Raw genomic sequence first — 25,122 nt, 5'->3', positions numbered from 1 at the left:
TCATTCCCGCGGAGGCGGGAGCCCATACTGGCTGTCGTAGCAATCTGATCGCAACGACATAGGCAATGGATCCCCGCCTTCGCGGGGATGACGGCCTCGAAGCAACGGCCCCCATCCCTCTCCCGCTCGGGAGAGGGAGAGACGCCAAAGGCGGCGATGGGTGAGGGCAAGCCAAGCAGGACTATGCGTGTCAGCTTGCGCGGCCTCTCCAAATAACGGCCCAGGCGGCAGCCTCTTCCCCACCCCCGTTCGTGCTGAGTAGAGACCGAGTAGCTCCGCAAGGAGCGTATCGAGGGCTCGTATCGAAGCACAGGTCCCGCGCACCAACCCATCCTTCGATACGCCGCTTCGACAAGCTCAGCAGCTACTCAGGACGAACGGTGTGGCCGCTCAAGCAGCCCGGTAATGCCAGAGCAACAACGGCCGAGCCAGCATCAGCCCCGCCAAGAACCCACCGATATGCGCGCCGATGGCAATCGGCCCGCTAGCCCCAACCGAAGCCCCAAACCCAGCCAGCCCCATCAGCAACTGGATCCCGATCCACGCGGCGGCAAGCCATACCACATGCACGACCCCAGCCGGCACAGGCCCGATCGCCTGCGCCCGCCGCTCGCCATACAACAGCGCGTAAGCCCCAACGACCGCCGAAATCGCGCCCGAAGCACCAATCATCGGTGCGGCGGAGTCAGGCCCGAACGCCCAATGCCCAGCAGCAGCCGCATACGCGCCCAGCACGTACAGCACGACCAATCCGACCGTCCCCAGCGCCTTCTCGACGAACTGCCCGCAATACACCAGCATCACGAGGTTCAGCGCGATGTGCGCCCACCCGCCATGGATCAACGTCGCGGTCAGCGGCGTCGCCCAGGCAGGCACCACGAACATGTGCTCGCTCGGAATACCGAGATCGGTCATCCGCAACGGAATGAACCCGGCGTTCACCGCCCAGTAGCCAAGCGATCCGCTCAGCACCAGAAATCCCGAGACGATGACCGTCACGATCGTGATGATCGCCGTCGCCCGCGTCTCGAAGAATTGCATAGGGCTCAGATGAACTCGATCTTGGAGACGACGTAATAGCGCTCACCGGCCGGCACCGTGACCTCGACCTCTTCGTCGAGCTTGCGCCCGATCAGCCCGCGACCCAGCGGCGAATTGTACGAGATGCGGCCCGTCTTCGCGTTAGCCTCGGTCTGGCCGACGATCTGATACTTCACCGGCTTGTCGTTCTCGTCGAGCAACGTCACCGTCGCACCGAACACGACCTTGTCGCCCGACAGGTCCTTCGGATCGATGATCTGCGCGCGGCTCAGCTTGTCCTCGATGTCGGAGATCGATGCCTCGACCTGGCCCTGACGCTCCTTCGCGGCATGATATTCCGCGTTCTCGCTCAGGTCGCCGTGCGCGCGCGCCTCTTCGATCGCGTCGACGATCGTCGGACGTTCGGCTTTCAGGCGCTTCAGATCCGCGCTCAGCGTCTCATAGCCTTCCTGCAGCATCGGCATCTTTTCGACGGTCGCCATCATCTCGTCCCCAAATCCATTTCCCCGCGCGAGGCCCTGTACCAGCCCCGCCCACACATCATTCTCATGTCGGGATCAGTCGTGCGACTGCGAATAATAGGATTGCAGCGGCCGTACTTCAAGGCTGTGCGTCGAAAGCTTGGCGATCGCCTTCGCCGCTTCGAGCGAAGCGGGCGCGGTTGTGAAGTACGGAATCCGCTGGCCTAGCGCGGAAGCACGGATCGGCTGCGAGTCCTTCAGGCTCTGCCACCCCTCGGTGGTGTTGAAGATCAGCGCGATATCGCCGTCCTTGATCCGGTCGACGATATGCGGCCGCCCCTGGGCCACCTTGTTGACCTTCTCGACCGGCAAGCCGGCAAGCGCGAGATGATCCGCGGTCCCTCCGGTCGCGACGATCGAGAAGCCGGTATCGACCAGCGCCTTCACCGGCTCGACGATCATCGCCTTGTCGCCGTCCTTCACGCTGACGAAGACATTGCCCTTGGTCGGCAGGATCGTCCCCGCGCCAAGCTGTGCCTTGGCGAAGGCGATCGTGAAATCGGGATCGATTCCCATGACTTCGCCGGTCGACTTCATTTCCGGTGACAGCACCGGATCGACGCCGGGGAACTTGTTGAACGGGAACACCGCCTCCTTCACCGCATAATAGTCGATATGCCGGTCGATCTTGGGAAGGTTGACCAGCTTCTCGCCCGCCATCACGCGCGCGGCGATCTTGGCGATCGGCGCACCGATCGCCTTGGCGACGAACGGCACGGTGCGCGACGCGCGCGGGTTGACCTCGATGAGGTAGACCAGGCCGTCCTTCACCGCGAACTGGATGTTCATCAGGCCGACCACCGACAAGGCATGCGCGAGCGCCACCGTCTGCCGCTCGATCTCGGCGATGATCTCCGCCGACAGCGAATAAGGCGGGATCGAGCACGCAGAGTCGCCCGAATGGACGCCCGCCTCCTCGATATGCTGCAACACGCCCGCGACGACGACATCGGTCCCATCGCAGATCGCATCGACATCGACCTCGATCGCATCGCGCAGATACTGGTCGATCAGCACCGGCGAGTCGCCCGACACCTGCACCGCGGTCGCGATGTAATGTTCGAGCTGCCCGATCGTGTCGACGATCTCCATCGCCCGTCCGCCGAGCACATAGGACGGCCGCATCAGCACCGGATACCCGATCCGCTCCGCCGCCGCGACCGCCTCGTCCCGGCTCCGCGCGAGGCCATTGGCCGGCTGCAACAACCCGAGCTTGGTGATGAGCGCCGCGAACCGCTCGCGATCCTCCGCCAGATCGATCGCGTCCGGCGTGGTTCCCAAAATCGGAATGCCGGCAGCCTCGAGCGCCCGCGCGAGGTTCAGCGGAGTCTGCCCACCGAACTGCACGATCACGCCCACCAAAGTGCCGTTCTGCTGCTCGACATGCAGGATCTCCAGCACGTCCTCCGCGGTCAGCGGCTCGAAATACAGCCGGTCCGACGTGTCGTAATCGGTCGACACCGTCTCCGGGTTGCAGTTGACCATGATCGTCTCATAGCCCGCGTCCGCGAGTGCAAAGCACGCATGGCAGCAGCAATAATCGAACTCGATCCCCTGCCCGATCCGGTTCGGCCCGCCGCCCAAAATCACGATCTTCTTGCGATCGGTCGGCTCGGACTCGTTCTCGGGCTCGCCGAAGCTCGGCGCCTCGTAGGTCGAATACATATACGGCGTCTTGGCGTCGAATTCGGCCGCGCACGTATCGATCCGCTTGAACACCGGCCGCACGCCGAGCTTCAGGCGATGCTGGCGCACCTCCTCCTCGGTCACGCCGCCGGTCATCGCCTTGACGACCTCGTGGATCAGCCCCGAGCCGCGCGCGATCCCGCGGTTCATTCCGCGCAGATTGGCGGATTGCAGCGCCAGCCACGCAAGCCGCTTGTCGCTGAACCCCATGCTCTTCAGGCGGCGCATACCGGCCGCGTCGATCGGCAGGCCGTCCTTCATCACCTCGGCCTCGGCCGCGATGATCTCGGCGATCCGCTCCAGGAACCACGGATCGTACTTCGCAATCGCGTGCACCTCGGCAACCGTGAAGCCCTCGCGCAAAGCCTGCGCCGCCACCAGCAACCGGTCCGGCGTCGCAACGGCCAGCGCCGCCTCGATTTCCGCACGCGGCGCACCGACCAGATGATCGACCTGGTTGAACCCCGACAAGCCCGTCTCGAGCCCGCGCAACGCCTTCTGCATCGATTCGTGGATGTTGCGACCGATCGCCATCACCTCGCCGACCGACTTCATCGCGGTGCCGAGCGTGTTCGACGCGCCCTTGAACTTCTCGAACGCAAACCGCGGGATCTTGGTCACGACGTAATCGATCGTCGGCTCGAACGCGGCAGGCGTAGCCCCCGTAATGTCGTTCTCGATCTCGTCGAGCGTATAGCCAACCGCCAGCTTCGCCGCGACCTTCGCGATCGGGAAGCCGGTCGCCTTCGACGCCAGCGCGGACGAGCGCGAGACACGCGGGTTCATCTCGATGACGACCAGCCGGCCGTCCTTCGGATTCACTGCGAACTGGACGTTCGAACCGCCTGTTTCGACACCGATTTCGCGCAACACCGCGATCGATGCGTTGCGCATGATCTGGTATTCCTTGTCGGTCAGCGTCAGCGCCGGCGCGACCGTGATCGAGTCGCCGGTGTGGACGCCCATCGGATCGACATTCTCGATCGAGCAGATGATGATCGCGTTGTCGTTGCGATCGCGCACCACCTCCATCTCATATTCTTTCCAGCCGAGCAGCGATTCCTCGATCAGCACCTCGGTAGTCGGCGACAGATCGAGCCCGTTGCGGACGATCGCGATGAACTCCTCGCGGTTGTACGCGATGCCGCCGCCCGAGCCGCCCATCGTGAAGCTCGGCCGGATGATCGACGGAAGCCCCGTCTTCTCAAGACCTTCGAGCGCTTCCTCGACAGTGTGTGCGATCGCCGAGCGCGCGCTTTCCAGCCCGATCCGGTCCATCGCGTCGCGGAACTTCAGCCGGTCCTCCGCCATGTCGATCGCATCGGCATCCGCCCCGATCATCGTCACGCCGAACTTCTCCAGCGTACCGTCATGGAACAGCGCGAGCGCGGTATTCAGCGCGGTCTGCCCGCCCATCGTCGGCAGGATCGCGTCCGGGCGTTCCTTCTCGATGATCTTGGCGACGATCGCCGGCGTGATCGGCTCGACATAGGTCGCGTCGGCCAGCTCGGGATCGGTCATGATCGTGGCGGGGTTCGAATTGACGAGGACGATACGATAGCCCTCCTCCTTCAACGCCTTGATCGCCTGCGTGCCCGAATAATCGAACTCGCACGCCTGGCCGATGACGATAGGTCCTGCGCCGATGACGAGGATCGAGGAGATGTCGGTGCGTTTTGGCATTATTGTCCTTGCGCGAAATGCGCGGTCCCGAGTTTCATAAGTTGCTCGAAGGCTTCCTTAGAAAGCCTCAAGCTCTGAGATCGCTTTCCGACAAACTTACGATCTTTCGATCCGTACGTGTCGATCTGAACGAATTTCTCGCCTTCGAAATCTAGCAATATGATGGAGGCATCCACGTCGCCCTGCGGAGAAGAGCGCTCCGGCTCGTAAATATTAAGCGCGCGGACAGTTGCCATCAGTCAGCTTCCCTCAATATTCCGCAAAGAGCTCACAAAGCGCTCGAACAGATACAGGCTGTCCTGCGGCCCCGGGCTCGCTTCCGGATGATACTGCACGGAGAACGCCGGCTTGTCGGTCAGCTCCAGCCCCGCATTCGACCCGTCGAACAGCGACACGTGCGTCTCGCGGACGTTCGCCGGCAGGCTGTCGCGCTCGACTGCGAAGCCGTGGTTCATGCTGGTGATCTCGACCGCGCCGTCGGACAGGCGCTTGACCGGGTGGTTGGCGCCGCGGTGGCCCTGGAACATCTTGGTCGTGGTCGCGCCGACCGCGAGGCCGAGCAGCTGGTGGCCGAGGCAGATGCCGAACAGCGGCTTGCCCGTCTCGAGCAGCTGGCGGATCACCGGCACGGCGTAGTCGGCGGTCGCGGCGGGATCGCCGGGGCCGTTCGACAGGAAGATGCCGTCGGGATTGAGAGCCATCACGTCGTCGAAACTGGCGGTGGCGCTTACGACGGAGACCTTGGCGCCGGCCTCGACGAGGTTGCGGAAGATGTTGCGCTTAGACCCGTAATCGATCGCGACGACATGCGGGCGAGCCTTCTGCTCCCCTTCCGCAGAGCGGGAGGGGTTGGGGGAGGGCATGGCCTCGGGCGGGGTCGGCGCTGATTGGCCAGCCCCTCCCCCGACCCCTCCCGCAAGCGGGAGGGGAGCAGAAGCGCCCTCTCCTGCTTGCGAGCTGTCCCCGTAGCCGAAGCCCAGCTTCCAGACACCGCCGGGAGCATCCTCACCCCAGCCATAATGCATCTCGGTCGACACGTCCTTGGCGAGGTCCATGCCCTCCAGCCCCGGCCACGCCCGCGCCATCGCCAGCAACGCCGGCACTTCGAACTCGCCGCTCGCCGAATGCGCGATGACCCCATTGGGCGCACCCGCCACCCGGATACGCCGCGTCAGCGCGCGCGTGTCGACGCCCGAAAGGCCGATCCGCGCATGCCGCTTCATCCAGCCATCGAGCCCCTCGACCGCACGAAAACTAGACGGCTGCGTCACGTCCTCGCGGACGATGATGCCGAGCGCGTGCGGGTCGTCCGCCTCGACGTCGTCGGGATTAGCGCCGACGTTGCCGATGTGCGGGAAGGTGAAGCAGATCATCTGCCCGGCGAACGACGGGTCGGTCAGCACCTCCTGATAGCCGGTCATCGCGGTGTGGAAGCACACTTCGCCGACCGCACTGCCCTCTGCGCCGAACCCGCGACCCCAGATCACGTCGCCATTGGCGAGGACGAGGACGCCTGTTGCACCGGCAGGCATGGCTATAGGCTGGGCGTCGGCCATCAGGCTGGGCACTCTCTTTACGTTGACGATGTCGCTAAGTGGTGTCCGCTAAGGCCGGCGTGCCGCAGCGTCAATCTGTTAAACGGGCGGCGGACGCGCTATCCCGTCGGGCTATCCCGAACCGCCTGAAAGACCAGTACATGATTCGCGACGACATCAAGGCAGCGCAGCTGACCGCCATGAAGGCCGGCGACAAGCAGAGCCGCAACGCTATCTCGTTGATTCAGGCCGCGATCAAGAACCGCGACATCGAGGCGCGGACCGGCAAAGCCCCCGAGAGCGACGACGCGCTGGTGGTCGAGGTGCTCCAGAAGATGGTCAAGCAGCGCCGCGAGTCGATCGAGATGTTCTCGAAGGGCGGCCGCCAGGAGCTCGCCGATGCGGAGACCGCCGAGGTCGCGGTGATCGAGCGCTTCCTGCCGCAGCAGATGAGCGAGGCGGAAACGTCGGCGGCGATCGAGGCGATCAAGGCGGAACTCGGCGCGACCGGCATGAAGGACATGGGCCGCGTGATGGCCGAACTGAAGGCGCGCCACGCCAGCGAGCTGGACATGAGCAAGGCGAGCGGCTTGGTAAAGGCAGCGCTGTCGTAAATGGATAAAGGCGAGCCCCTTCTTCCTCCCCTCCCGCAAGCGGGAGGGGACCGAGGGGTGGGCACCTTCTTCGCCGCTCCCGCTCGCAACCGGCCTCATTCTTTTGCCGTTCGTTTCGAGCGAAGTCGAGAAACCCTGAAAACGGGCGGATCACTCGTTCCAACCCTCTGATACCGGTCGACCACCACCCCCAATTTTGGTACGACGACAGATGGTCTTCTGGACATACATGCTGCGATGCGCCGACGGCCTGTATTACACGGGCCACACCGATAATCTGGAGCGGCGTATCGGTCAGCACGACGCAGGCGGCCATTGCGGTTTCACCTCGTCAAGGCGTCCGGTAAACTTGGTCTGGAGCGAATACTTCCCCTCACGCCTCGAAGCGCTGGAGGCCGAGCGCATCGTCGGCGGCTGGTCGCGCGGCAAGAAGGAGGCGCTGATCGCGGGGAACTGGTCGCTGGTCTCCCATCTCGCGCGTCCCCCCAAGGAGAGGGCTTTCTCGACTTCGCTCGAAACGAACGGTGGGGTGGGTGATACGACCGTTCCGTCGAGCTTAGCTACCGCTGAAACACCTAAACCGTTCGTTTCGAGCGAAGTCGAGAAACCGCTCACCCCATGGCCCTAACCCCACAATTCCTCGACGAGCTCCGCGCCCGCACCTCGCTCTCGGCGCTCGTCGGCAAGACCACCAAGCTCACCAAGGCCGGTCGCGAGCACAAGGGCTGCTGCCCGTTCCACAACGAGAAGACCCCCTCGTTCTACGTCAACGACGACAAGGGCTTCTACCATTGCTTCGGCTGCTCCGCGCACGGCGACGCGATCAAGTGGATGACCGACCAGCGCGGCCTCCCCTTCATGGACGCCGTCAAGGAGCTCGCGCAGGCCGCCGGGATGGACATGCCCGCGATGGACAGCCAGTCCGCCGCCAAGGCCGAACGCGCCAAGGGCCTGCACGAGGTCATGTCCGACGCCGCCGACTGGTTCACGGAACAGCTCAACGGCCTCCCCGGCACCGACGCGCGCGCGCTACTCGACCGCCGCGGGATCAGGCCCGAGACGGCGCGCGCATTCGGGATGGGGTTCGCTCCCGACAGCCGCGGCAAGCTCAAGACCGCGCTGAAGGACTACGGCGACCCGATGCTGGTCGAGTCCGGCATGCTGATATCGGTCGAGGGAAAGGACCCCTACGACCGGTTCCGCGGCCGCCTGATGATCCCGATCCGCGACCCCCGCGGGCGGACGATCGCGTTCGGTGGTCGCGTGCTCGACGGTGGCGAGCCGAAGTACCTCAACTCCCCCGACACTCCGCTCTTCGACAAGGGCCGCACGCTCTACAATCTCGACAAGGCCGCCCCCGCCTCGCGCAAATCCGGCCGCGTGCTGGTGGTCGAGGGATACATGGACGTCATCGCGCTCGCGCAGGCAGGGTTCGGCGAAGCGGTCGCCCCGCTCGGCACGGCGCTCACCGAAGCACAACTCGAACGGCTGTGGCGGATGGTCGACGTCCCCCTGCTCTGCTTCGACGGCGACGGCGCCGGCCAGAAGGCGTCCCTCCGCGCCGCACACCGCGCGCTCCCGCTGCTCGCGCCCGGCCGCAGCCTCGCCTTCGTGACGCTCCCGCAAGGCCAGGACCCCGACGACCTCGTCCGCGCCGGCGGCCCCGGTGCGTTCGAGGCGCTTCTCAAAACCCCCGAACAGCTCGTCGACCGGCTCTGGGCGTCCGAAGTCGCCGCGGAGGCACTCGACACCCCCGAACAGCGCGCTGGCCTCAAGCGCCGCCTCCACGAACTCGCGGAAGGCATCGCCGACCCGTCGGTGAAGCAGCAATATCATTCCGAGTTCAAGAACCGCTTCTACGAGCATTTCAAACCCGTCCGCGCGCCCTTCGTGCCCCGCGGCGAACGCCCCAAGGGCGGCTGGAAGCCTCCCGCCGCGCCGGTCACCGAAGACGCGAAGGCCTTCCTCGCCACCGGCATCGACCGCGTCTTGGCCAAGGCGGTGCTCGCCGGCCTAATCCGCCACCCGGTCGAGATCGCGCGTCACATGGAGGTGCTCGGCTCGCTGCAAATGATCGACGGCGCGCTCGGGCGATTGTTCGAAGCGGTCGTAGATGTTGCACTTGAGGACCAGAAGCTTGATAGCGGGCGCTTGCTCACCATATTGGCGAGGTCCGGTTTCAATTCAGTCGCGAGTGACCTGTTGAGAGCCGATACGATGCCCTATTCGTTCACGCAGACCACGGCCGATCCAGCCCGCGTCCGTGCCGACCTCGACGAGGCGATCGCGATCATGGTCGCCCGCCCTGAGGTAGACGCGGCACTCAAGCAGGCGACCGCGGCGATGCAGACGCACTTCACCGAAGATGCGTTCGAACGACAAGTGGCTATGGTAAGAGAGAAACAGGCGTTGGAAGTCCGACTTGCAAATCTTGTACAGTCGAACGAAGACGCCCGAGCGTTGGGTACCGAGGGCGATTGATGGCTAAGGCGAACATGGCGGAACCCGCCGAGACGAACGAAACCGGCGATGCGCCGCTGATCGACATGAACGATGCGTCGATCAAGAAGGTCATCGCGCGCGCCAAGAAGCGCGGCTACATCACCTATGAGCAGCTCAACGAAGCGCTGCCGCAGGGCGAGATGTCGTCCGACCAGATCGAGGACATCAGCGCCGCGCTGAGCGAGATGGGCATCAACATCGTCGAGAACGACGAAGCCGGCGAGGACGGCGAGACCGAGCCCGCCAAGGACGACGAGGACGAGCCGGAGGCCGCCGACGCGGATGCCGACACAGGCCCCGCGATCGAGAAGAAGAAAGAGACGATCGATCGCACCGACGATCCGGTCCGCATGTACCTGCGCGAGATGGGCGCGGTCGAGCTGCTCAGCCGCGAGGGCGAGATCGCGATCGCCAAGCGCATCGAGGCGGGTCGCGACACGATGATCCTCGGCCTGTGCGAATCGCCGATCACCTTCAACGCGATCATCGACTGGTCGACCGCGCTGAACGAGGGCACGATGCAGCTGCGCGAGATCATGGATCTCGACGCGATGCTGTCGAAGGACCCCGCGCCCGAAGCGATGGCCGAGGACGGCGAAGCCGACGATGGCGAGATCAGCGAGAAGAACGCCGGTCCCTCGTTCAAGGAAGAGGCCGAGCCCGAAGAGCCGTCCGCCGACGAGGACGAGGACGGCGAGCGCCGCGCCCCGCGCGCCTCGGACGACGAGGAGGAGGACAACACCCTCAGCCTCGCGCAGATGGAGGAACAGCTCAAGCCGATCGCGCTCGAGCGGTTCGCCAGCATCACGGCGCTCTACAAGAAGTTCAGCAAGATCCAGCAGAGCCGCGTCGACGCAATGGGCATCGGCGGCGATTTCTCCGCGGCCGACGAGCGCAAGTATCAGAAGCTGCGCGAGGAACTCACGGCCGAGGTTGAAAGCGTCCAGTTCCACAACGCCAAGATCGAATATCTGGTCGATCAGCTCTATGCCTATAACCGTCGCCTGACCGCGCTAGGCGGCCAGATGCTGCGCCTCGCCGAGCGCCACAAGGTGCCGCGCAAGGACTTCCTCGATCGCTATATCGGTCACGAGATCGACGAGAACTGGCTGACGACGGTCAACAAGGTCGACAAGAAGTGGACCGCGTTCGTCGCCAACGAGGGCGAAGCGGTCGAGCGCATCCGCGCCGAGATCGCCGACATCACGCAGCAGACCGGCATGGCGCTCACCGAGTTCCGCCGGATCGTCAACATGGTCCAGAAGGGCGAGCGCGAGGCGCGTATCGCCAAGAAGGAGATGGTCGAGGCGAACCTGCGGCTGGTGATCTCGATCGCCAAGAAATACACGAACCGCGGCCTGCAGTTCCTGGATCTCATCCAGGAGGGCAATATCGGCCTGATGAAGGCGGTCGACAAGTTCGAGTATCGCCGCGGCTACAAGTTCAGCACCTACGCGACGTGGTGGATCCGCCAGGCGATCACCCGCTCGATCGCGGACCAGGCGCGGACCATCCGCATCCCGGTCCACATGATCGAGACGATCAACAAGCTGGTCCGCACCAGCCGCCAGTTCCTCCACGAGCAGGGCCGCGAACCGACCCCGGAGGAGATGGCCGAGCGCCTCTCCATGCCGCTGGAGAAGGTGCGCAAGGTGATGAAGATCGCCAAGGAGCCGATCAGCCTCGAAACGCCGATCGGCGACGAGGAGGATTCGCATCTCGGCGACTTCATCGAGGACAAGAACGCGATCATCCCGGTGGATGCCGCGATCCAGGCGAACTTAAAGGAGACGGTCACGCGGGTGCTGGCGTCGCTCACCCCGCGCGAAGAGCGCGTGCTGCGCATGCGCTTCGGCATCGGCATGAACACCGATCACACGCTGGAGGAAGTCGGCCAGCAGTTCTCGGTCACCCGCGAGCGCATCCGCCAGATCGAGGCGAAGGCGCTGCGGAAGCTGAAGCATCCGAGCCGGTCACGGAAGATGCGGAGCTTCCTCGACCAGTAAGCGGTCTGAAAGTTGCTGACAGAGAGACGGGCTGCGGGCAATGTACCGCAGCCCTTTTTTCTGCTGAAACGGGCACAATGATGCCCCGATTTCGGCAAAGGATAGAAATGAGTGAAAACTTACTTCGCAACCGGCAACATTGCTTAGATCACGCTCAAGGCTTCGTGACCGCAGCCGAACGCATTGTCGCGACGGGTTTTTACCATATTGTGTATCATTTGAGCCTGCTAGCGCTCGAAGAAGTTGGCAAGTCCAGCATGATCGCAGGTATGATCGCGAACGCCGGAAGAGCCGACGACGGGTGGCTTACGAAGGCTTTTGGAAACCATGAACGCAAACTTCAGTGGGCTATCTGGTCGCCATTAACAAAAATTGATCCTGCAGATTTCGAGAATGCACGTAACTTTGCTGAGCGCGCGCACGCAATGCGTCTTGCTTCACTTTACGTTGATCCCAAAGCTGAAATCGCCGACATCCCAGCGCGCGATGTTGTAACGGCGGATGATGCAGCAAACGCGCTAGCGCTAGCTAAAGTACGTTTAGAACTCGAGTGCGCCCGCGGCTCTCCAGACCCCCTCAACTGCGCTACCGATAAAGATCTTAACTGGTTCCTTGACACGATGGCAGATGCTGACCGAGCAGGTCAGTTGCTCAGCAAGCCTTTTGTCGATCGCTATAATGAGTTTGATGGCAATGCTCGAGAATGGATCGAATGGGCACGTGAAGAATTTGATCGCCACGAAAAAGAATCACAGGCACTTATACAATCCGAACTAGCCAAACCAGCTATTCCCGTTGGAAAGTCTAAGCCAAAATGGCGCGCGAGTACGACGGTATACTCGTCATCTCACTCACTGCGGCCTAAAGTTCTTCAGCACTGGAACAAAAATATTGACGTAGTTCAATTAATTTGGACCGGTAAAAAGAATCAGTTTACGGTTCAGGTCAATCTCAACGATAACTTACCGCTACCTACGCTTGCAGCGCGGGCTGTATCACTCGCAAAGCTCGTAACGGCCTGCTTGAATATTGGCTCGATTGGCTATTTTTGGTTTCAGCAATCGGGCTTTGAGCGCCGTATGTTTGACGAAGTCCGAGACCTTGAGAATAATCGGCGAATAGATTTCGAACCGAAATGCAGTTTTTGGGACGACTCCAAGGCGGTGGCTCTTACCGATGAACATATTGACCATGCTACCCGCTGCATGATGGCGTTCGCCCCCTTGTCCGAGGAGGATGCTCAGTCGATCTTTCGTCCGTACTACGACGGCCTTGCTTTGATGGCAAAATCAGACATCTTCTATGATTTTGATACGACCGCTCGGCGAGCCTTTACTGGAAGCCTAGCTGGTGCCTTCGCAAAATATGAAAACTGGAATGGAAAAGACGAAGACTTTCGGGCCTGCTATACGAAAGCTTTTGAACCCATTATCAAAGCCGAAGAAGACAGAAATCAGATGTTCAAGGTGCTGACCCTCGAAGGCGATCCAAATGAGACCTCACTAGCGAACCTGCGCTTAGCAAAACAATTAGCGGATTTATATCTTATAACGGTGAGCAAACGTACCTGGAAGACCATACTTGGCAGTGGTCAAGCAGCGCAATAAAGCCCTGACATGCCCCGGGTAATCCTGTTCAACAAACCGTACGACGTGCTCAGCCAGTTCACCGACGTGAACAGTCCGACCCCGCGCGCGACGCTGTCGCAGTTCGTCGATGTGCCGGGCGTCTATCCGGCGGGGCGGCTCGACCGCGATAGCGAAGGACTGTTGCTGCTGACCGACGACGGCCGCCTCCAGGCGCGGATCGCGGACCCGAAGTTCAAGCTGGCCAAGACCTATCTCGTGCAGGTCGAGGGCGATGCGGGCGAGGACGCACTCGATCGGATGCGCGACGGCGTCGTGCTGAAGGACGGCCCTGCCCGCGCCGACGTCGAGCGGATCGCCGCGCCCGACCTCTGGCCGCGCGTGCCGCCGATCCGGGTCCGCGCGAGCATCCCCGATTGCTGGCTGAAGATAACGATCCGCGAAGGCCGCAACCGGCAAGTCCGCCGCATGACCGCCGCGATCGACCACCCGACGCTGCGGCTGGTCCGGTGGAGCATCGGCGACTGGACCGTGGCGGGTCTGGAGCCCGGCGCGTGGCGCGACGCCTGACGAGCGCTTGAGGCGGGCTCACGGCCGCCTGCGGGCTACCTTAGACGCGTATGCCCCACAGGTACGCCCTTCCGGCGGCAGCGTTCGTGATTACAAGCGGAACGCTCCCCACCCACGCCGTCATCCTGACGAATTTCAGGACCCAGAGCCAAGCAGCGCGGCGTTCGTGATCCTAGGCCCTGACTTTCGTCAGGATGACGGAGAAGGGCATGTTCACGCGGAGGCGCTAAGGCGCGAAGAGAAGCAGCTTATTTAGCGCACTTGCCCGGTCTTCTCTTCGCGCCTTAGCGCCTTCGCGTGAATCCATTCCTTGAGCTACGCTCCGTGGCGCAATGTGATCATAAGTCCCGAGATAGGGTTTCCCGCCCGCGCAGGGAGTGCGTCGCGTGACGCGCCGAAATTGCATGGTGGCCCGACGAAAACTCCCTCCCCTTCAGGGGAGGGTCGGGGTGGGGCATGTCCACGCGAGCGCGCTCCATGTGGCAAGGCCTCGTGCGGTCCATACAGAGACCATCCCAATCCGCCAGCAAGACGTGTTTCCCCGCGAAGGCGGGGACCCAGACTGGGCTCCCGCCTTCGCGGGAGAACAAGGAAGCGGGCGCGCAAGAACAAGGAAGCGGCAGGCAGCCTGTGCAGGACCACGCGTCCCTGTCCGACCCGACAACCACCCCCGACGCCCCGAGGGACGGAGAAATCGCGCAGACACCACGGCCGCCGCTGGCCGACGTGCTAATCCGCTGTCCTACACGCGCCTCGAAGCCCACCCTCAGCGGATGCCCAGCCCCGCCCCTATCCCGCATGCATCACCCTCGGTCCAAAACGCCCCTATCGACCCCCATATCGGGCGATGTGCAGAACGCTGTGAGACTGTGAACTTCGTGCACTTCCGCACTGCAGCATCGGCGCAAGACACTGATTTCACGCGCACAACGAAAAAGGGCGCGGGGACCATCGCCCCCGCGCCCTTCTCCAACTCGAACAGTCCCCGATTACTCGGCGGCTGCGGTGCCCTTTGCAGGGCGCATGTCGCGACGCTCGGCGATACGCGCTGCCTTGCCGGTGCGGCCACGCAGGTAATACAGCTTGGCGCGACGCACGGCGCCCTTGCGGACGACTTCGATCGAATCGACGTTCGGCGAGTAGAGCGGGAAGACGCGCTCGACGCCCTCGCCGAAGCTCATCTTACGCACGGTGAAGTTCGAGCCCATGCCCTTGTTCGAGCGCGCGATGCACACGCCCTCGTAGTTCTGAATACGCGTGCGCTCGCCTTCGACGACCTTCACGCCGACCTTCAGCGTGTCGCCGGGGCGGAAATCGGGGATCGTCTTGTTGGCCAGGAACTTCGCGATGTTCTCGGCTTCGATCGTCTGCAACAGGTTCATGTCTCGTCCTCGTGTCGCTGCGCGCCAGAGGGCGACTGGACCCGAACGCCCTCATGGCGCTCCCAAAGGTCCGGTCGCCGTGACCGTGTATCGATCTCCGCGCGGCGTTTGCGCCATGCAGCGATCTTCGCATGATCCCCCGATCGCAGCACCTGCGGGATCGCGCGCCCTTCCCATATCTGAGGTCGGGTATAGTGCGGATATTCGAGCAGCCCCGTTTCGAAGCTCTCGTCATCCCCACTAGAAGCCGCGCCCATTACGCCGGGCAGCAGCCGAATGCAAGCATCCAGCAGCACCAGCGCGCCCATCTCGCCCCCCGACAGGATGTAGTCGCCGATCGAGACCTCCTCGATCTCCCGCGCCTCAAACAGCCGTTCGTCGAACCCCTCGAACCGGCCGCAGAGAATGGTGACGCCGGGGCCCTGCGCGAGCTGGCGCACCCGCTCCTGCGTGAGAGGCTTGCCCCGAGGAGTCATGGCCAGCACCGGCCGCCCGTCCGCAACGCTGTCGATCGCCGAGGCTACGACGTCGGCCCGCAGTACCATCCCGGCCCCGCCCCCCGCCGGCGTATCGTCCACCGACTTGTGCTTGTCCGTCGCAAAGTCCCGGATCTGCACCGGCGAGCAGGACCACCGCCCCTCCCCCAGCGCCCGCCCGGCAAGCGACGTCCCCAGCGGCCCCGGAAACATCTCCGGATACAGCGTCAATATCGTGGCAGCGAAAGTCACAGCGTCCAATTCTCTATGCGGTTGCGCCAGCGTGCGGCGCCGAATGCGTCCAGCACCTATACGGATCGACGCAGTGGAACAATTACGCTGGCGAGACGCTCGCGGCGGATGGACGATTGCATCATCATCGGCGCCGGCCCGGCAGGCCTGACCGCAGCCATCTATCTCGCGCGCTTCCACCTCTCGATCCGCCTGTTCGATTGCGGCAGCAGCCGCGCTGCGCTCATCCCGTGCACGCACAACCATGCCGGCTATCCTGAAGGCATCCGCGGCACGGACCTGCTCGCCCGGATGCTGGCACAGGCGGAAACCTATGGCGCAGTCCGAGAGGGCGTGCGGGTAGACGCGATCGAAGTCGACGACGACGGCTTCACCGTACGGCTCGGCGATCGCCGCGCGCGAGCCCGGAGCGTACTGCTCGCCACCGGAGTCGTGAACAACCGCCCCGACATGCCCGACGCGATCCACGACGAAGCGCTGGAGGCCGGGTTGCTCCGCTACTGCCCGATCTGCGACGGCTACGAAGTCACCGACAAGCGCGTAGGCATCATCGGCACCGGCGACCACGGCATGCGCGAGGCACTGTTCCTGCGGGGTTATACGAAGGACGTGACGCTGATCGCCCCCGAGGGAAGCCACGATCTCGATCCCGCCTGCGAAGCGGCACTAGACGATGCCGGGATCGTCCGCGTCGGAGGCCCCTGCGGCAACTACGCGATCGAGGACGACAAGCTCGCACTCGACACGGTCGACGGACGGTTGTCGTTCGACAGCATCTATCCAGCGCTCGGATCGATAATCCGTTCGGAACTCGCCGTCGCAGCGGGCGCACGCGCATCCGAGGACGGTTGCCTGGAAGTCGACTCCCACCAGCGAACCTCAATCCCCGGCCTGTTCGCGGCTGGCGACGTGGTGAAGGGTCTCGACCAGATCAGCCACGCAATGGGCGAAGCTGGCGTTGCCGCGACGACGATCCGCAACATGCTCGCCGAACAGCGACCACTTCGGCGGTAATCGCTACCCAACTTGGGAGAACAAGGCTTATTCAGCCGCGAACGAAGCCTCTACGATAAGCCGGTCGGCATCCCATTCGGGAACGGCTTCGGGGCGCATCGGAATCATGAAGCGCTTGCCGGGCTTGTCGTCCACGGGCGAACGTTCGATCTCGATCACGTCGCCCGCACCGAAATTATCGATCGCGACCACCCGTCCGATCGCCTCGCCATCGGTCGAGACGACATCGAGCCCGATCACATCCGTGTGATAATATTCACCGTCTTCCAGCGGCGGCAACGAAGACCGAGGCACCGTCAGTTCGGTCCCGCGCATCGCCTCGGCGGCGTTGCGATCGGTGACCTCGGCGAAGCGCGCGATCATCCCGTTATTGCCGTTGCGCGCGGACTTCAGCGACAATGCACCATTGTTGAAGCTCTTATAGCTCCCGAAATTCTCGGCGAAGACCTTCAGCCGCACTTCGCCACCGATGCCGTGCGCACCGATGACGACGGCGAGCGTGACGTCAGCCTTGCGCGGAACCTTCGTCAGGACCGGGGGTGTCGTCGGCGCCTTCGGCGGGGTCGTCGGCGGAGACGCCTTGGTTGGTGGCATCTTCGATGTCCTCGGGTGCGGGGGCTGTGCGGGGGTCGGATTCGGGGGCCATCATGCGCTCCTGTTCGGGGTTACCTACAGGAGAACGCATGAACGGCCGATCGGGTGCGGTTGCGCGCCCGTAGTCGGAGCGGGAGATGCCTCCCACCCTACGTCACCCCGGACTGGTTCCGGGGTCCATTGGTCCGCGTATCCAATGCTCTCGGATACGCGGACGGGTGGATGCCGGAACGAGCCCGGCATGACGGAGAAGGGGCAAACGACTTCGTGCCGCCCCAATCCAGAAGCGCCGTCTTACGAAGCGGCTTCTTCAGTCTCGGCAGCGGCAGGAGCCTCTGCTTCGGCAGCAGGTGCCGCCTTCGCAGCGGCCTCAGCCTCGGCAGCTTCAGCCGCCTTGGTCGCACGCTCTTCAGCGCGCTCGGTGGCCTTCTCACCGGGCTTGCCCTTGTTCGGGTTGTTGCGGGCCGAACGCTCGAGCACGCCAGCCTGGTCGAGGAAGCGCGCGACGCGGTCGGTCGGCTGCGCGCCTACGCTCAGCCAATGCTTCGCGCGATCGGCGTCGAGCTGCACGCGCTGCTCGTTGTCCTTGGCGAGGAGCGGATTGTAGTTGCCGATCTTCTCGATGAAGCGGCCATCACGCGGCGAACGCGCATCGGCAACGACGATCTTGTAGTAAGGACGCTTCTTGGAGCCACCGCGCGCGAGGCGAATGTTGATTGCCATGATATTTTCCTTCGTTTTCTAGATAGATCCCCCGGCGCGAGCCGAAGTGTCGTGGTTGGATAAGAGGTTATTTCTTCTTCAGAAAATCGTCGAAACCGGCAGGCATCTGCGGCATCTTGGGGCCACCAAGCCCCGGCAGACCGCCGCCGCCCATACCGCCGCCGCCGCCCGGCAGGCCACCAGCGCCGGCCTTGTTGAGCATGTCGCCCATCTGCGGCCCGCCGATCGCATTGCCGATGCCGCCGAGACCACCGCCCATGCCGCCCTTGCCGAGCATCGCCATCATGCCCTTCATGCCGCCCATCTTCTTGATCTTCTTCATGGCGGTCGACATTTCGAGGTGCATTTTCAGCAGCTTGTTGACCTCCTGGACGGTCGTCCCGGAGCCCTTGGCGATGCGGATCTTGCGCTTGGCGTTGATCAGCTCGGGCTTGTTGCGCTCCTTGATCGTCATCGAACCGATCATCGCGTCCATGTGCACCAGCACCTTTTCGCCACCGACCGACGCGACCGCGCCCTGCGCCTTCTTCATGCCGGGGATCATCCCCGCCAGCGCGCCGAGCCCGCCCATCCGCTGCATCTGCGCCAGCTGGGCACGCAGGTCGTTCATGTCGAACTGACCCTTGGCCATCTTGGCAGCCATCCGCTCGGCGTCTTCGGCCTGGATCGACTCCGCAGCGCGCTCAACCAAGCTGACGACGTCGCCCATGCCGAGGATGCGACCAGCGACGCGCTCGGGATGGAACGCCTCGAGTGCATCGAGCTTCTCGCCGGTGCCGGCGAACTTGATCGGCTTGCCGGTGACCGCGCGCATCGACAGCGCCGCGCCGCCGCGGGCATCGCCGTCCATGCGGGTGAGCACGATACCCGTCAGCGGCACCTGGTCGCTGAAGTTCTGCGCGACGTTGACCGCGTCCTGACCGGTCAGCGAGTCGACGACGAGCAGGATCTCGGCCGGGTTCGCGACGTCGGCAACCGCCTTCATCTCGTCCATCAGCGCCTGGTCGACATGGAGTCGACCCGCGGTGTCGAGCATCAGGACGTCATAGCCCTGCAGCTTGGCGGCCTGCATCGCACGCCGCGCGATATCGACGGGTTGCTGGCCCTGCACGATAGGCAGCGTCGCGACATCGATCTGCGTGCCGAGCGTCGCGAGCTGTTCCTGCGCGTTCGGGCGATTGACGTCGAGCGACGCCATCAGGACCTTCTTGCGCTCGCGACCCGCCTGTCCGAAATTGGCCTGTCCCGCCGCAAGCCGCTTGGCGATCTTGGCGGTCGTGGTCGTCTTGCCCGAGCCCTGGAGGCCGACCATCATGATGACGGCCGGCGGCGTGACGCCGAGCTCCAGCTCTACGGCATCCGAGCCGAGCATCTCGACCAGCGCATCGCTGACGATCTTGACGACCTGCTGCCCCGGCGTGACCGAGCGCAGGACGTTCTGGCCAATCGCCTTCTCGGTCGCCTTCTCGACGAACTCGCGCGCGACGGGCAACGCGACGTCGGCTTCGAGCAGCGCGACGCGCACCTCGCGCATCGCCGCGCGCACGTCCGCTTCGGTCAGCGCACCCCGGCCGCGAAGGCGGTCGAAGACGCCGCCAAGTCGATCGCTCAGGCTTTCGAACATCGAAATACTCCCATACACCGCTACCAAACGCAAAAGCGCCGGCGGGCGAAACCTCGCCGGCCAGCGTGCATCCTTGGATGCTCGTCCAATGCGCCCCGTAACGGAACGTGATGCGCCCACTACTGGAAACCGGGTGGAAGCGCAAGACTGGTCCCGGCTTGCCCTGATTCCTCCGTCACCCCGGACTTGCTCCGGGTCTACCGTTCCGCGTCATCTATAACCGCAAAGCGCGCGGAACGCTGGATGCCGGAACAAGCCCGGCATGACGGATGCCTGCAGCCAATCGCGCCCGCGGCTCGTCCCGTCCCGCCTATACGGCTTCTTAACATATCCTACACGTGTCGCATGCCACACCGCCACCCAAGCAAGAGACCGAACAGGCCAACCCCATGACCGTAAAGTCGGCGGCGACATTTTCGCTCCGCAACATCAGTCGGGAATTCATGACCGGCGCCGTCACGGGCGCCGCACTGCTTCTATTCGTCGGCACCGCCGGCACCGCGGTCGTCAAGGCACTGGCACATTGGCACGGCAGCGATGCGGTAATCGATCACGGCCTGGTCGCAGCGCTGTTGCTGAACGCGGCGCTGATCATGTTCGGCTGGTTCCGATACCGGGCCCTGTCGGAAGAGCTGAGTATTCTGTCCGACGCCGGCCGCCACGCTCACGCGCTGGCGCAACGCGATCCGCTCACCGGCTTGCTCAATCGCCGCAGCCTGTCCGAAGACGGCGCGGCACTGTTCGCCAGTACGCGCCGCCGCGGCAAGGCAATGGCCATGCTGACGATCGACATCGATCACTTCAAGAGCGTCAACGATCTGCACGGCTATGCGGTAGGCGACCTGTTGCTCGCTCATGTCGCGGAAACGATCGCGGCGATCGCGCCCGGTACCAGCCTGCTCGCTAGGCTGGGGGCAGATGAGTTCGCCTGCGCATTCGTCTTCGACTCCGCGCACGAGAACGTCGCCGACCGGATCGCCGAGCGCATGGTCGCAGGCATCGCCTTGCCGTTCCGCACCAATGGCGCGGACATCCACAGCAGCGTCTCGATCGGTATTGCCCGGTCCGATCGCGACTGCGCCTCGGTCGACGCCTTGCTGCGCAACGCCGACATCGCGCTCCACGCGGCCAAGACTGCCGGGCGCAGTCGTCATGCGTGGTTCGACACCTCGATGGAGCGATCGCTGCAACTGCGCGGCGAACTCGAAGCAGGTCTCCGCAGCGCGATCCCGGCGCAGGAGGTCGTTCCGTATTTCGAGCAACAGGTCGATCTGACCACCGGCCTCATCACCGGTTTCGAGGTGCTGGCGCGCTGGGAACATCCGACGCGCGGCATGATCGCGCCCGACGTGTTCATCCCGATCGCGGAGGAAACCGGGCTGATCGGCGAGCTTTCGCTGTCGATCATGCGCCAGGCATTCGCCGCCGCGCGCGACTGGGACGCCGGGCTCACCTTGTCGGTCAACGTCTCACCGCTGCAGTTGCGCGATGCGTGGCTCGCGCAGAAGATCATCAAGACGCTGGTCGAGACTGGCTTTCCCGCCAGCCGGCTCGAGATCGAGATCACCGAGAGCGCGCTGTTCGACAACCTTCCCCTCGCGCAGTCGATCGTCGGCAGCCTGAAGAATCAGGGCATCCGCCTCGCGCTCGACGATTTCGGCACCGGCTATTCGAGCTTGGCGCATCTGCGGGCGCTGCCGTTCGACCGGATCAAGATCGACAAGAGCTTCGTCTCGTCGATCCTGGACAATCCGGAGAGCATGGCGATCGTGAACACGATCGTGCGGCTGGGGGACAGCCTCAACCTGCCGACCACCGCGGAAGGGATCGAGGATGCCGCGATCGAGGAGCGCCTGCGCGGCATGGGTTGTGCGAAGGGTCAGGGGTATCTGTACGGGCGCCCGCTCGGTGCGGCGCAGGTCCGGCGCTTGCTGGCGGAAAAACGCTTGCTGGCCCAGCGCCCCGACCGGAGCGTGCCACCGCCGCGCGGCATTGCGCCACGTTTGGCGGGCTAAGGCCCATTCACAAAACACCACCCCGGCGAAGGCCGGGGCCCAGTTGGGAAGGTTGCAGTTACAACGCACCGTCCTTCCCAATGATCGTCCCCCAACTGGGCCCCGGCCTCCGCCGGGGTGGAATAGGTAAATGGTCGCTCCCCGATCCGTTCTCCTGCGAACGCAGGAGCCTAGAACCAAGCAGCGCTCCGTCCGGTACCCTAGGCTCCTGCGTTCGCAGGAGAACACGATGTCGGCCGCCCCCAACGAGCAAACCGTGGACTTCCCCCCCCACCCCTCCTAAATCGCGCCGCATGCCATCTGCCCCGCAGCCAGAGGTCATCAGCCTCGGCTGCCGCCTCAACATCGCCGAAAGCGAGACCATCCGCGCGCTCGTCGCCGGGCGGGACATGGTCGTGGTCAACAGCTGCGCCGTCACCAATGCCGCGGTGAAGGCAACGCGCGTCGCGATCCGCCGCGCCAAGCGCAACCGCCCCGAGGCCCAGATCGTCGTCACCGGCTGCGCCGCGCAGATCGACCCGGCGAATTTTGCGGCTATGCCCGAAGTCGACCGCGTCGTCGGCAATGCGGACAAACTGACGTCGCAAGCCTGGGGGACTGACGCTCCGGTCGTCGTGTCCGACATCATGCAGGTCCGCGAGACCGCGCCGCATCTCGCCGCGAGCTTCTCCGCCCACGCTAGAGCGTTCGTCGAAGTCCAGAACGGCTGCGACCACCGCTGCACCTTCTGCGCGATCCCGTTCGGCCGCGGCCCGAGCCGCTCGGTCCCCGCCGGCGCGGTCGTCGACCGGATCGCCGGTCTCGTCGACGCAGGCCACCGCGAGATCGTCCTTACCGGCGTCGACCTGACCAGCTACGGCCCCGACCTCCCCGGCGCGCCGACGCTAGGCCACCTCGTCGAGCGCATCCTGCACCACGTACCCGCGCTCGAACGCCTGCGTCTCTCGTCCCTAGACGGCATCGAGATCGACGACCGCCTCTTCGCGCTGCTGACGACCGAGCGCCGCATCATGCCGCACGTCCACCTGTCGTTGCAGGCCGGCGACGACATGATCCTCAAGCGCATGAAGCGCCGCCATTCGCGAGCCGAAAGCGTCGCGCTCGTCGAGCGTCTCAAGACCGCCCGCCCCGACATCGCAATCGGCGCGGACCTGATCGCCGGCTTCCCGACCGAGGACGCGACGATGTTCGCCAACACGCGCGCGCTGATCGACGACTGCCACATCGTCCACCCGCACATCTTCCCTTATTCGCCCCGCGCCGGCACCCCCGCCGCGCGCATGCCGCAGGTCGAGCCCGAAGTCCGCCGCCAGCGCGCCGCCCTCCTCCGCGACGCCGGCGAAATCGCGCGAGCGAACTGGCTGCAAACGCTGGTGGGAACATCGCAGGATCTGCTCGTCGAACGCCCCGGCGACCGCGGCCATATCGGCAATTTCGCAGAAGTCCTGCTGGACGAACCTTCCATACCCGGCGACATCGTCCGCATCACGATCACCGGCGCCACGGCCGACCGCCTCAGCGCAACACGAGAACCATCATGAGCACCACCCCAACCTGGCACGACAAGCTGATCGGCGGCTTCAAGCGCACCTCCGACCGGCTCGTCGGCAACCTCGCCGGCCTCGGCGGCGCGCGGCTCGACGATTCGACGCTCGACGACATCGAGGAAGCACTGATCGCCTCCGATCTCGGTCCCGAGACTGCCGGCCGCATCCGCCGCCGCCTTTCCGAAGGCAGCTTCGAACGCAACATGGAGGAGCTCGGCATCCGCGTGATCGTCGCGGAGGAGGTCGAGAAGGTCCTCGCCACGGTCGCCAAGCCAATCGAGATCGACGCCTTCCCGCGCCCTCAGGTGATCCTCGTCATCGGCGTCAACGGCTCGGGCAAGACCACCACCATCGCCAAGCTCGCGCACCTGTTGATGGAACAGGACTACGGCGTGATGCTCGCCGCCGGCGACACCTTCCGCGCCGCCGCGATCGGCCAGCTCCGCACCTGGGCCGAGCGAGTCGGCGTGCCGATCGTCACCGGTCCCGAGGGCGGCGACGCGGCAGGCGTGGTCTGGGACGCGGTCAAGAAGGCGACAGAGACGGGCATCGACGTACTGATCGTCGACACCGCCGGCCGCCTCCAGAACAAGCGTGAACTGATGGACGAGCTGGCGAAAATCCGCCGCGTGCTTGGCCGGATAAATCCGGAGAGCCCGCACGACATCGTCCTGGTGCTCGACGCGACGACCGGCCAAAACGCGCTCCAGCAGATCGAGGTCTTCAAGGAAGTCGCCGGCGTCACCGGCCTCGTGATGACCAAGCTCGACGGCACCGCGCGCGGCGGCGTTCTCGTCGCGGCGGCCGAGAAATACGGCCTGCCGATCCACGCGATCGGTATCGGCGAGGGCATGACGGACCTGCGTCCATTCGATGCGAACGAGGTCAGCCGGATCATCGCAGGTGTGGAGAGCGTTCGGAAGTAACGCCTTCCCATTCGCTCTGTGCCCCTCTTTTTCCGTTCGTCCTGAGCGTAGTCGAAGGACCGGCCCGTTTGTGGCAATGTCCTTCGACTACGCTCAGGACGAACGGTATTCTGGATTGATCTCGTGACCCCAACCAAGCCCCCCCTATCCCCCGGCCTCCGCATGGCGGTCGACTACGGCCCGCTCGCGGTCTTCTTCGCGGTGAACTTCCTCACGCCCGGCCTGCCGATCGTCCGCGTCGTCGCCGCGACCACCGCGTTCATCATCGCCACGATCGCCGCGATGATCGTGTCGAAGGTGAAAACCGGCCATATCTCGCCGATGCTGTGGCTGTCGGGTGCGCTGATCGTCGTGTTCGGCGGGCTGACGATCTATTTCCACGACCAGCGCTTCATCCAGATGAAGCCGACGATCATCTACGCGATGTTCGCGGCGATCCTGACGTTCGGGCTCGTCACCGGGCGACCGCTGCTTCAGTCGCTGCTCGGCACCGCGTATCCCGGCCTGTCCGCCGATGGCTGGCGCAAGCTGACGCGAAACTGGGCGGTTTTCTTCGTGTTCATGGCGGTGCTGAACGAAGCGGTGTGGCGCAACACGACCTGGGATTTTTGGGTCGGCTTCAAGCTCTGGGGTGCGATCCCGCTGACGTTGCTCTTCGCCTTCGCCAACATCCCGATGCTGCTGAAGCACGGATTGCAGACGGGCGACAAAGCCGTGACCGACCTGCCGCCCGAAGGGTAACTCTACTTCCCTCCCGTTTACGGGAGGGGTCTGGGGAGGGGCGTGCCGCACTAACCGGACGCCAGTACGTACGTCGCGCCCTCC

The 25,122-nt window shown here is 64.2% G+C and carries 20 protein-coding genes and 1 pseudogene; 11 read left to right on the top strand and 10 right to left on the bottom strand.

What is annotated here, in order from left to right; translation table 11 throughout:
- Positions 1-390: 390 nt before the first annotated feature.
- The 5 genes from C8J25_RS03935 to carA form a co-directional block, all read right to left on the bottom strand.
- Complete coding sequence (locus tag C8J25_RS03935; protein ID WP_107952280.1) at positions 391-1,041, bottom strand: rhomboid family intramembrane serine protease; 651 nt, start codon at positions 1,039-1,041, stop codon at positions 391-393.
- 5 nt (positions 1,042-1,046) lie between these two features.
- A complete protein-coding gene (greA, locus tag C8J25_RS03930) occupies positions 1,047-1,523 on the bottom strand; it encodes a transcription elongation factor GreA (protein ID WP_056052861.1) in 477 nt (158 codons plus the stop codon).
- A 75-nt stretch (positions 1,524-1,598) separates the two neighbouring features.
- Positions 1,599-4,931 (bottom strand): carbamoyl-phosphate synthase large subunit, encoded by a 3,333-nt coding sequence (gene carB, locus C8J25_RS03925; RefSeq protein ID WP_107952279.1) that lies wholly within the window; start codon positions 4,929-4,931, stop codon positions 1,599-1,601.
- The gene (locus tag C8J25_RS03920) at positions 4,931-5,167 is read right to left on the bottom strand and encodes a hypothetical protein (RefSeq protein ID WP_107952278.1); all 237 of its coding nucleotides are present in this window, start codon (positions 5,165-5,167) and stop codon (positions 4,931-4,933) included. The genes carB and C8J25_RS03920 overlap by 1 nt, the downstream gene beginning before the upstream one ends.
- 3 nt (positions 5,168-5,170) lie before the next feature.
- A complete protein-coding gene (gene carA, locus C8J25_RS03915) occupies positions 5,171-6,487 on the bottom strand; it encodes a glutamine-hydrolyzing carbamoyl-phosphate synthase small subunit (protein WP_107952277.1) in 1,317 nt (438 codons plus the stop codon).
- 140 nt (positions 6,488-6,627) lie between these two features.
- Here carA and C8J25_RS03910 point away from each other — a divergent pair, with 140 nt between their 5' ends.
- The 6 genes and pseudogenes from C8J25_RS03910 (at position 6,628) to C8J25_RS03885 (ending at position 13,744) form a co-directional block, all read left to right on the top strand.
- Entirely contained in the window at positions 6,628-7,080 is a 453-nt protein-coding gene (locus tag C8J25_RS03910) for a GatB/YqeY domain-containing protein (protein WP_107952276.1), read from the top strand.
- A 211-nt stretch (positions 7,081-7,291) separates the two neighbouring features.
- A pseudogene (locus C8J25_RS03905) lies at positions 7,292-7,615 on the top strand (GIY-YIG nuclease family protein); the annotation flags it as partial.
- 83 nt (positions 7,616-7,698) lie between these two features.
- Positions 7,699-9,561, top strand: a complete 1,863-nt coding sequence (dnaG, locus tag C8J25_RS03900) for a DNA primase (RefSeq protein ID WP_107952274.1) — start codon at positions 7,699-7,701, stop codon at positions 9,559-9,561.
- Positions 9,561-11,588, top strand: coding sequence for an RNA polymerase sigma factor RpoD (rpoD, locus tag C8J25_RS03895; protein WP_056051057.1), 2,028 nt, complete (start codon positions 9,561-9,563; stop codon positions 11,586-11,588). The genes dnaG and rpoD overlap by 1 nt, the downstream gene beginning before the upstream one ends.
- 107 nt (positions 11,589-11,695) lie before the next feature.
- Positions 11,696-13,195 carry an AbiV family abortive infection protein gene (locus C8J25_RS03890; protein ID WP_167397651.1) on the top strand — a complete coding sequence of 500 codons (1,500 nt, stop codon included), beginning with the start codon at positions 11,696-11,698 and terminating at the stop codon, positions 13,193-13,195.
- A gap of 9 nt (positions 13,196-13,204) precedes the next feature.
- Positions 13,205-13,744, top strand: coding sequence for a pseudouridine synthase (locus tag C8J25_RS03885; protein WP_107952272.1), 540 nt, complete (start codon positions 13,205-13,207; stop codon positions 13,742-13,744).
- A 989-nt stretch (positions 13,745-14,733) separates the two neighbouring features.
- On the opposite strand, the gene rplS is transcribed toward C8J25_RS03885, so the two are convergent.
- Positions 14,734-15,126 (bottom strand): 50S ribosomal protein L19, encoded by a 393-nt coding sequence (gene rplS, locus C8J25_RS03880; RefSeq protein ID WP_031395442.1) that lies wholly within the window; start codon positions 15,124-15,126, stop codon positions 14,734-14,736.
- Positions 15,123-15,854 (bottom strand): tRNA (guanosine(37)-N1)-methyltransferase TrmD, encoded by a 732-nt coding sequence (trmD, locus tag C8J25_RS03875; protein WP_107952688.1) that lies wholly within the window; start codon positions 15,852-15,854, stop codon positions 15,123-15,125. Before trmD ends, rplS begins: the two co-directional genes overlap by 4 nt.
- A 108-nt stretch (positions 15,855-15,962) precedes the next feature.
- Here trmD and C8J25_RS03870 point away from each other — a divergent pair, with 108 nt between their 5' ends.
- On the top strand, positions 15,963-16,868 hold the full coding sequence (locus tag C8J25_RS03870; protein WP_107952271.1) for an NAD(P)/FAD-dependent oxidoreductase: 906 nt from the start codon (positions 15,963-15,965) through the stop codon (positions 16,866-16,868).
- 27 nt (positions 16,869-16,895) lie between these two features.
- Here C8J25_RS03870 and rimM read toward each other — a convergent pair whose 3' ends face one another.
- The 3 genes from rimM to ffh all read right to left on the bottom strand — a co-directional run bounded on the left by rimM (position 16,896) and on the right by ffh (position 19,809).
- A complete protein-coding gene (gene rimM, locus C8J25_RS03865; protein ID WP_107952270.1) occupies positions 16,896-17,462 on the bottom strand; it encodes a ribosome maturation factor RimM in 567 nt (188 codons plus the stop codon).
- A 294-nt stretch (positions 17,463-17,756) separates the two neighbouring features.
- Positions 17,757-18,185: a 30S ribosomal protein S16 gene (gene rpsP, locus C8J25_RS03860; RefSeq protein WP_056062272.1), complete on the bottom strand. Its 429-nt coding sequence runs from the start codon at positions 18,183-18,185 to the stop codon at positions 17,757-17,759.
- A 67-nt stretch (positions 18,186-18,252) separates the two neighbouring features.
- Positions 18,253-19,809: a signal recognition particle protein gene (gene ffh / locus C8J25_RS03855; RefSeq protein WP_107952269.1), complete on the bottom strand. Its 1,557-nt coding sequence runs from the start codon at positions 19,807-19,809 to the stop codon at positions 18,253-18,255.
- 389 nt (positions 19,810-20,198) lie between these two features.
- Between ffh and C8J25_RS03850 the strand changes: the two genes are divergently transcribed.
- From C8J25_RS03850 to C8J25_RS03835, 4 genes are all read left to right on the top strand, one after another.
- Positions 20,199-21,824: a putative bifunctional diguanylate cyclase/phosphodiesterase gene (locus tag C8J25_RS03850; protein ID WP_107952686.1), complete on the top strand. Its 1,626-nt coding sequence runs from the start codon at positions 20,199-20,201 to the stop codon at positions 21,822-21,824.
- Between the two features lie 293 nt (positions 21,825-22,117).
- A complete protein-coding gene (gene mtaB / locus C8J25_RS03845) occupies positions 22,118-23,365 on the top strand; it encodes a tRNA (N(6)-L-threonylcarbamoyladenosine(37)-C(2))-methylthiotransferase MtaB (protein WP_107952268.1) in 1,248 nt (415 codons plus the stop codon).
- Positions 23,362-24,297, top strand: coding sequence for a signal recognition particle-docking protein FtsY (gene ftsY / locus C8J25_RS03840; RefSeq protein ID WP_056051078.1), 936 nt, complete (start codon positions 23,362-23,364; stop codon positions 24,295-24,297). The genes mtaB and ftsY overlap by 4 nt, the downstream gene beginning before the upstream one ends.
- A 114-nt stretch (positions 24,298-24,411) precedes the next feature.
- Positions 24,412-25,038, top strand: a complete 627-nt coding sequence (locus C8J25_RS03835; RefSeq protein WP_279628720.1) for a septation protein A — start codon at positions 24,412-24,414, stop codon at positions 25,036-25,038.
- Positions 25,039-25,122: the final 84 nt, after the last annotated feature.

It is taken from the genome of Sphingomonas faeni, from assembly GCF_003053745.1.
Lineage (GTDB): Bacteria > Pseudomonadota > Alphaproteobacteria > Sphingomonadales > Sphingomonadaceae > Sphingomonas > Sphingomonas faeni.
This window is presented reverse-complemented; position numbering and strand designations above follow the sequence as displayed.

What these genes read in the sequence shown, in the direction of transcription:
- rpoD (WP_056051057.1), top strand. Translation starts at nt 9,561, where the DNA reads ATGGCTAAGGCGAACATGGCGGAACCCGCCGAGACGAACGAAACCGGC.
- C8J25_RS03885 (WP_107952272.1), top strand. Translation starts at nt 13,205, where the DNA reads ATGCCCCGGGTAATCCTGTTCAACAAACCGTACGACGTGCTCAGCCAG.
- rplS (WP_031395442.1), bottom strand. Translation starts at nt 15,126, where the DNA reads ATGAACCTGTTGCAGACGATCGAAGCCGAGAACATCGCGAAGTTCCTG.
- C8J25_RS03890 (WP_167397651.1), top strand. Translation starts at nt 11,696, where the DNA reads ATGAGTGAAAACTTACTTCGCAACCGGCAACATTGCTTAGATCACGCT.
- rimM (WP_107952270.1), bottom strand. Translation starts at nt 17,462, where the DNA reads ATGCCACCAACCAAGGCGTCTCCGCCGACGACCCCGCCGAAGGCGCCG.
- C8J25_RS03910 (WP_107952276.1), top strand. Translation starts at nt 6,628, where the DNA reads ATGATTCGCGACGACATCAAGGCAGCGCAGCTGACCGCCATGAAGGCC.
- ftsY (WP_056051078.1), top strand. Translation starts at nt 23,362, where the DNA reads ATGAGCACCACCCCAACCTGGCACGACAAGCTGATCGGCGGCTTCAAG.
- C8J25_RS03850 (WP_107952686.1), top strand. Translation starts at nt 20,199, where the DNA reads ATGACCGTAAAGTCGGCGGCGACATTTTCGCTCCGCAACATCAGTCGG.
- ffh (WP_107952269.1), bottom strand. Translation starts at nt 19,809, where the DNA reads ATGTTCGAAAGCCTGAGCGATCGACTTGGCGGCGTCTTCGACCGCCTT.
- dnaG (WP_107952274.1), top strand. Translation starts at nt 7,699, where the DNA reads ATGGCCCTAACCCCACAATTCCTCGACGAGCTCCGCGCCCGCACCTCG.
- rpsP (WP_056062272.1), bottom strand. Translation starts at nt 18,185, where the DNA reads ATGGCAATCAACATTCGCCTCGCGCGCGGTGGCTCCAAGAAGCGTCCT.
- C8J25_RS03870 (WP_107952271.1), top strand. Translation starts at nt 15,963, where the DNA reads ATGGACGATTGCATCATCATCGGCGCCGGCCCGGCAGGCCTGACCGCA.
- C8J25_RS03920 (WP_107952278.1), bottom strand. Translation starts at nt 5,167, where the DNA reads ATGGCAACTGTCCGCGCGCTTAATATTTACGAGCCGGAGCGCTCTTCT.
- carB (WP_107952279.1), bottom strand. Translation starts at nt 4,931, where the DNA reads ATGCCAAAACGCACCGACATCTCCTCGATCCTCGTCATCGGCGCAGGA.
- greA (WP_056052861.1), bottom strand. Translation starts at nt 1,523, where the DNA reads ATGGCGACCGTCGAAAAGATGCCGATGCTGCAGGAAGGCTATGAGACG.
- C8J25_RS03935 (WP_107952280.1), bottom strand. Translation starts at nt 1,041, where the DNA reads ATGCAATTCTTCGAGACGCGGGCGACGGCGATCATCACGATCGTGACG.
- carA (WP_107952277.1), bottom strand. Translation starts at nt 6,487, where the DNA reads ATGGCCGACGCCCAGCCTATAGCCATGCCTGCCGGTGCAACAGGCGTC.
- mtaB (WP_107952268.1), top strand. Translation starts at nt 22,118, where the DNA reads ATGCCATCTGCCCCGCAGCCAGAGGTCATCAGCCTCGGCTGCCGCCTC.